Source organism: Actinotalea solisilvae (assembly GCF_016464425.1).
In the GTDB taxonomy this organism is placed as follows: domain Bacteria; phylum Actinomycetota; class Actinomycetes; order Actinomycetales; family Cellulomonadaceae; genus Actinotalea; species Actinotalea solisilvae.
This window is the reverse complement of sequence record NZ_JADDKQ010000004.1, coordinates 121,820-127,984: the sequence shown is the minus strand read 5'-3', so window position 1 is coordinate 127,984 and position 6,165 is coordinate 121,820. Positions and strand designations below refer to the sequence as shown.

At 73.8% G+C, this 6,165-nt stretch carries 8 protein-coding genes; 3 read left to right on the top strand and 5 right to left on the bottom strand.

The window, feature by feature from the left end; all coding sequences use genetic code 11:
* Nucleotides 1-355: 355 nt before the first annotated feature.
* The 4 genes from JIG38_RS05465 to nadC form a co-directional block, all read right to left on the bottom strand.
* Nucleotides 356-706: a histone-like nucleoid-structuring protein Lsr2 gene (locus JIG38_RS05465; protein WP_199422750.1), complete on the bottom strand. Its 351-nt coding sequence runs from the start codon at nt 704-706 to the stop codon at nt 356-358.
* 104 nt (nt 707-810) lie between these two features.
* Nucleotides 811-975 carry a hypothetical protein gene (locus tag JIG38_RS05460; RefSeq protein WP_199422749.1) on the bottom strand — a complete coding sequence of 55 codons (165 nt, stop codon included), beginning with the start codon at nt 973-975 and terminating at the stop codon, nt 811-813.
* A gap of 44 nt (nt 976-1,019) precedes the next feature.
* Nucleotides 1,020-2,480, bottom strand: a complete 1,461-nt coding sequence (gene lysS, locus JIG38_RS05455) for a lysine--tRNA ligase (protein WP_199422757.1) — start codon at nt 2,478-2,480, stop codon at nt 1,020-1,022.
* Between the two features lie 79 nt (nt 2,481-2,559).
* Entirely contained in the window at nt 2,560-3,456 is an 897-nt protein-coding gene (nadC, locus tag JIG38_RS05450; protein ID WP_307844604.1) for a carboxylating nicotinate-nucleotide diphosphorylase, read from the bottom strand.
* 120 nt (nt 3,457-3,576) lie between these two features.
* Here nadC and JIG38_RS05445 point away from each other — a divergent pair, with 120 nt between their 5' ends.
* The 3 genes from JIG38_RS05445 (at nt 3,577) to JIG38_RS05435 (ending at nt 5,274) form a co-directional block, all read left to right on the top strand.
* A complete protein-coding gene (locus JIG38_RS05445) occupies nt 3,577-3,912 on the top strand; it encodes a rhodanese-like domain-containing protein (RefSeq protein WP_307844603.1) in 336 nt (111 codons plus the stop codon).
* Between the two features lie 24 nt (nt 3,913-3,936).
* A complete protein-coding gene (locus JIG38_RS05440; protein WP_199422747.1) occupies nt 3,937-4,707 on the top strand; it encodes a hypothetical protein in 771 nt (256 codons plus the stop codon).
* Between the two features lie 102 nt (nt 4,708-4,809).
* Nucleotides 4,810-5,274, top strand: a complete 465-nt coding sequence (locus JIG38_RS05435; RefSeq protein ID WP_307844602.1) for a pentapeptide repeat-containing protein — start codon at nt 4,810-4,812, stop codon at nt 5,272-5,274.
* Between the two features lie 607 nt (nt 5,275-5,881).
* Here the strand turns inward: JIG38_RS05435 and JIG38_RS05430 are convergent.
* Nucleotides 5,882-6,106, bottom strand: coding sequence for a hypothetical protein (locus JIG38_RS05430; protein ID WP_199422745.1), 225 nt, complete (start codon nt 6,104-6,106; stop codon nt 5,882-5,884).
* Nucleotides 6,107-6,165: the final 59 nt, after the last annotated feature.

Here is a 6,165-nt window from a genome sequence, read left to right as displayed (position 1 = left end):
CCCCCGGGGTGGGGGTCCCCCGCGCGTCACCCCCGCCCCCCCGCCGCGGCCGTCCGCGCCGAGGTCGCTGGTTCGCGCACCGGGAACCAGCGACCTCGGCGCGTGGGTTGCTGCCCCTCCCCGGCGCGGAGCCCTGTGCCAGGGCGCGCCGGCGTGTCGCGACACCACGCTCCGCGCTCGTGGCACGACGCTCCGCACGGTGCCACCCGGCTCCGCGCCGGCCACATCGCTCCGCGCTTGGCACATCGCTCCGCGCTCGGCACATCGCTCCGCGCTCGGGCCGGGGCGTCTCCCGGACGGAGCGAGGGCCCGCCTGCGGTGCAGGCGGGCCCTCGTCGTGCGTGGTGCGGGTGGCTCAGCGGGCGTCGAACGCCGCCTTCACCTCGGCCGGGATGCGGCCGCGCTCGTTGACCGTGTAGCCGTTGGCGCGCGCCCACTCGCGGATCTCCTGGCTCTGACCGCCCGAAGCGCGCGAGCCGGACGACGACGAGCCGGAGCCCGAGGCGCGACGGCCGGTGCTGCGGGAGCGACCGCCGACGCGACGCCCGTGGCCGACCCACTGCGCGAACGAGTCGCGCAGCTGTGCGGCGTTCGCGGCGCTGAGGTCGATCTCGTAGGAGACGCCGTCGAGCGCGAACGAGACGGTCTCCTCGGCTGTTCCACCATCGAGGTCGTCGACGAGGACGACCTGGACCTTCTGTGCCATGACATTCTCTTTTCACCGCTGGGGGACGAGATGTTCGGCACACTACAGGGAATTGATGCGCGTGCGCGCGCGCCATTACACATTCTGCACGCGAGGGACGCCGATCATTCCTGGGAGCGGTCGCTCTCCTGCGTCTGCGCGTCGAGCCGCGCGAGCGCCTGACGTTCTTTCCGGTCCGCCTGGATGATCGACCGCATCGCGAACCAGAACAGCGCGCCGACGCCGATCGACGGGATCAGCGCGGCGGCGACCTGGGCGGCGGGATGCACGTCCCCATGCTACGTCCGGCCGCGGGCGAGCCCCGCCGCCGGCCTCAGGACAGCGGCTTGACCAGCGGGAACAGGATCGTCTCGCGGATGTTCGACCCGGTGAGCGCCATGAGCAGGCGGTCGATGCCCATCCCCATCCCGCCCGCGGGCGGCATCGCGAACTCCATCGCCTCGAGGAAGTCCTCGTCGAGCCGCATCGCCTCGTCGTCGCCCGCCGCCGCGAGGCGCGCCTGCGCCTCGAATCGCTCGCGCTGGATCACGGGGTCGACGAGCTCGGAGTAGGCCGTGGCCGTCTCGACGCCGCGGATGTACAGGTCCCACTTCTCGACCGCGCCCGGGATGGTGCGGTGGTCGCGCGTGAGCGGGCTCGTGTCGACCGGGAAGTCGCGCACGAATGTCGGCGCGACGAGGTGGTCGCCGACGTGGTGCTCCCACAGCTCCTCGACGAGCTTTCCGTGATTCATGCGCGCGCGGTCGATCTGCAGGTCGAACCGCTCGACGAGCCCCATGAGGTGGTCGACGGACGTCTGCGGCGTGATCTCCTCGCCCAGCGCCTGCGACAGCGAGCCGTACAGGCTGAGGTCCGTCCAGTCGCCGCCCAGGTCGTACTCCGTGCCGTCCGCGAGCGTGACCGTCGTCGTGCCGAGCGCGTCGAGCGCCGCGGTCTGGACCAGGTCGCGCGTGAGGGCGGCCATGGTGTCGTAGTCGCCGTAGGCCTCGTAGGCCTCGAGCGTCGCGAACTCGGGCGAGTGCGTCGCGTCCGCGCCCTCGTTGCGGAAGCTGCGGTTGATCTCGAAGACGCGCTCGATGCCGCCGACGACGGCGCGCTTGAGGAAGAGCTCGGGCGCGATGCGCAGCACGAGGTCGAGGTCGAACGCGTTCATGTGCGTCGTGAACGGCCGGGCCGTCGCGCCGCCCTGGACCACCTGGAGCATGGGCGTCTCGACCTCGAGGTACCCGCGGCGGTGGAAGTTCTCGCGCAGCGAGCGCACGACGGCGGCCCGCAGGCGCGCGGTGTCGCGCGCCTGCGGGCGCACGATGAGGTCGACGTAGCGCCGCCGGACGCGCGCCTCCTCCGAGAGCTCCTTGTGCAGCACGGGCAGCGGGCGCAGCGCCTTGGCGGCGACCCGCCAGTCGTCGGCGAAGACGCTCAGCTCGCCGCGGCGCGAGCTGATGACGCGGCCGTGGACGAAGAGGTGGTCGCCGAGGTCGACGTCGGCCTTGAAGCGCGCGAGCGACTCCTCGCCCACGACGGCCTGGCTGAGCATCGCCTGGAGCCGGTTGCCCTCGCCGTCCTGGAGCGTGACGAAGCACAGCTTGCCCGTCGTGCGCAGGTAGACGACGCGCGCGGCGACGCCGACCTCCACGTCGGTCTCCTCGCCGGCCTCGAGGCCCGCGTGCTCGGCGCGCACCTGCGCGACCGTCGTCGTCACCGGGACGCCGACCGGGTAGGCCTCGCGGCCCTCGGCGATGAGCCGCTCGCGCTTCTCCCGCCGGACGCGCATCTGCTCGGGCAGGTCGGCCTCGACCGGCGCAGGGGCCGCGTCGGGCACGGCCGGGGCGGCGGGGGTCGAGGTGGCGGGGTCAGCCGGGGAGGTCACCGGCCGATCCTACGAGGTCGAGCGCCAGGTCCAGGATCGGCGACGAGTGGGTGAGCCCGCCCACGGACAGGTGGTCGACGCCGGTCGCGGCGACCTCCGCGGCCCGGTCCAGCGTGAGGTTGCCCGTGGCCTCGAGGAGCACGGGCCCGGTCTCGGGCTCGCGCGCCCGGACCGCGGCGACGACCTCGGCGAGCACCGGGGGCGCCATGTTGTCGAGCAGGAGGAACCGCGCGCCGCCGTCGAGCGCCTCCATCGCCTGCGCGAGGGTGTCCGCCTCGACCTGGATCTCGACGTCCGGGAAGCGCGCCCGGACCGCCGCGACCGCGGCGGCGACCGAGCCCGCGGCGACGACGTGGTTGTCCTTGACCATCGCGACGTCGTAGAGCCCCATGCGCTTGTTGCCGCCCCCGCCCGCGCGGACGGCGTGCTTCTCGAGCGCGCGCAGGCCGGGCGTCGTCTTGCGCGTGTCGAGCACGGTTGCGCCCGCGCCCTCGAGCGCGTCGGCCCAGCGGCGGGTGTGCGTCGCGACGCCGGACGCGCGGCTCACGAGGTTGAGCAGCGTCCGCTCGGCGACGAGGAGCACCTGGACCGGCCCCGTGAGCTCGGCGACGACGTCGCCGCGGCGCACGCGCGTGCCGTCGACCACGCGCAGGACGACGTCGACCGCGGGGAGCGCGAGCCGGTCCGCGACCTGCGTCGCGACCAGCGCGACCGCCTCGAGCCCGGCGACGACGCCGTCGGCGCGCGCCACGAGGTGCGCGGTGCCGATGGCGTCCGGCGGGATGGTCGCCTGGGTGGTGACGTCGCGGCCGGGTGCGGGGCCCAGGTCCTCGTCGAGCGCGACGGAGACGAGCGCGGTCAGGCCGGGGATGTCGGTCACGGGCGTCACGGTAGCCGCCTACGCCGGCAGCGAGGGGCGGCGACCGCGCGCCGTCCGCGAGGTACGGTCGGCGCAGACCCTGACCACCGGACCTCGCTCCCCCAGCCCCCGGAGACACCCGTGCGCGAGATCGACATCCCCACCCTGCGTGCCGCGCTCGACGACGCCGCCGCCCCTGACGCCGCGCGTACGACCGTCGTCGACGTGCGCGAGACGCACGAGTTCGCGGCCGGCCACGTGCCCGGCGCCGTGAACATCCCGCTGAGCGAGTTCGTCGAGCGCGTCAGTGAGGTGACCACGCTGCCGGGCGAGGTCTTCGTCATCTGCGAGTCGGGCGGCCGCTCGGCGCAGGTCACCGCGTGGCTCGGCCAGCAGGGGTACGACGTCGCCAACGTCGCGGGCGGCACGGGCGCGTGGCGCGCGGCGGGCCTCCCGGTCGACCTGCCCTCCGCCTGAGGCGCGCGCGGGACGGGCCGCGGTGTGAGCGCCGACCGCACGCCCTACGACAGCGGCGACGTCGTCGACGCCCTCACGCGTGCCGAGCCGCTCGACGTCCGCGGTGCCTGGCTCGGCTGGGCGCGGACCCTCGTGCCGGTGTGGCGACGCGGGCTCGACGAGCACGGCCGCCTGCGCGACGACGCATCGGCCACCGCGCGCCTCCTCGAGTGGGCCGACGGCGCGTTCGACCTGCTCGACGCGTGGCACGACGGCGAGCCGGTCATCAAGGCGCGCGTGCGCGAGATCGAGCGCGCGATCGCTGGGCTCCGTCCCGGCGGTGCGTTCCAGCCCGCCGCCGGGCGGCTCTTCGTGCCCGTGTGCCAGCACGTCGCGCGCGCGCTGCAGCCGGCCGTGCGGATCACCACGGGCGCGTACCGCGAGGACGCCTTCGCGCACGTCGCCGCGTCGGGGCTGCTCGACCTCGCCGCCGCGCGCACGGTGTTCCCGCTGTCGCTCGGCGACCTCACGCAGGTCTGGGTCCGCACGCCGCGCTACGACCAGGGCGCGCACCACGCGGGGCGCGCGTACCACCGGCCGCTCGTCGAGGCGGCGCCTGGGCTGGAGCTCGGCGGGCCGGCCGAGGAGGTGCTCGCCGAGGCCGCGCGGCTCTGGTCGGTCTTCTGGGGTGAGCCCGAGGCCGTCGTCGTGCCGGAGGAGGTCTGGACAGCGCCGGACCTCGGGTGGAACGCGGACCTCGCGCGCGCACTCGACGCGGACGTCAACGGACGGCTTCTGCGGCGGGCCCGGGACTGACCGCCAGGACTGGAGCGCCGCAGACTCCACCATCCGTGAGCCCCCGCGTTCGTGTCATCTGCACGACCGTGCGACGCCCAGGGGTGCGAGACACTGCGGCACGTGAGCGCTGACTCGGAGAACGGCACGGAGTGGCGGGAACGCCTGTCCCGCCTGCGCTACGGACAGCACGTGCGTCGGCTCGACGTGAGCGGTGTGAGCTTGGTGTCCCTCGCTCTGCCGCGCTCGGTGTGGTTCGACCGTTGCCGCTTCGTCGGCGCTGACCTGCGCCACGCCACGCTCGATGGAAGCCACTTCAAGCTCTGCGACTTCACGGGTGCGGACCTGCGCGGTGCGTCGCCCCGCGGCGCCTCGTTCGCCGGGTGCGACCTGACCGGCGTGGATCTGCGGGGTGCCGATCTCTTCGATGCTCGCTTCGGTGCCGTGGGCGTGGGTGCCGGTGCGCACCCGACTCGCCTGCGGACGTCAGGTGCGACGCAGGGGCGCTCGCCGTCGCACATGTCGAAGCTGGCACGGACTCCCGCGCCCCTCCGCCTCTTCGACGCACGCGGTGAGGTGTTGAAGTAGGACTTCGGCTGCGACCCCTTGCCATCGTTCGGGATGGTCCGAGGCGTCGTCCCGCAGGTCCCAGAAGTCGTCCGCGAGTCTTCGCTCGATGTTTGCCACTGCTCCAACACAGGCCGACCGCGCCCATCCGGTCGCCGGCATGCCTGGGCGATCTCCCTTCCACTCCAGACCTGGTTGCGCCCGTCAGACCGACGCCGCCACCGCCGCCTCGCTCGGCCGCGGGAGCGGCGCGCCCGCCTCGACATCCAGGACGCCGTCGGCTCACGACGCACGACGACGCGGCGCCGCCAGCGCGAGGCGTGCTCCGGTAGTCCTGGCGGTAGTGGCCGCCACGGCTCTCGGCCTTTACTCCTGTTCTGGGCCGGACCTTCACACCGCACGTGGCCCAGCGACACGGCCTACGGCCGACGACCGGTGCGCCACAGCAGCAGGGCCGCGAGACTGCCCAGTGCGAGCGCGGTGACGGCTCCCCACACGAAGCTTCGTGTGGTCAGCCCGACAAGGCCGCTCACAGCCACCGTGAGGAGGTACAGGCTCTGCGCGCGCGTGCTGAGTCTCCACCACCGGGGCATGGGCTCGGGTCGCTTCACTGGTTCCCCGGCTCCCGTCACCGCCACGTGAAGGGAAGCCCCTGGCGCGCGAGGCGACGGACCTCGGAGATGAAGCCGACCACGACGCCGACGGACGCCACGACGAGCAGCCCCCACCATGCGCCTTCGTCCGTGACGGCGCTCTGGAGGATCAGACCGGCGAGCGCCAGCGCGCCGACGGCGAGCGAAAGCTTGCCGATGAGAGTCATGTCCCTGAGCCGGTACCCCGCTGGGCGGCGCATCCCACCACTCCTTCGTCGAGGCGACTGACGGTCCCCGTCACGATGCGACGGAATCACGC

What these genes read in the sequence shown, in the direction of transcription:
- lysS (WP_199422757.1), bottom strand. Translation starts at nt 2,480, where the DNA reads ATGCGCGTCCGGCGGGAGAAGCGCGAGCGGCTCATCGCCGAGGGCCGC.
- JIG38_RS05465 (WP_199422750.1), bottom strand. Translation starts at nt 706, where the DNA reads ATGGCACAGAAGGTCCAGGTCGTCCTCGTCGACGACCTCGATGGTGGA.
- JIG38_RS05430 (WP_199422745.1), bottom strand. Translation starts at nt 6,106, where the DNA reads ATGCGCCGCCCAGCGGGGTACCGGCTCAGGGACATGACTCTCATCGGC.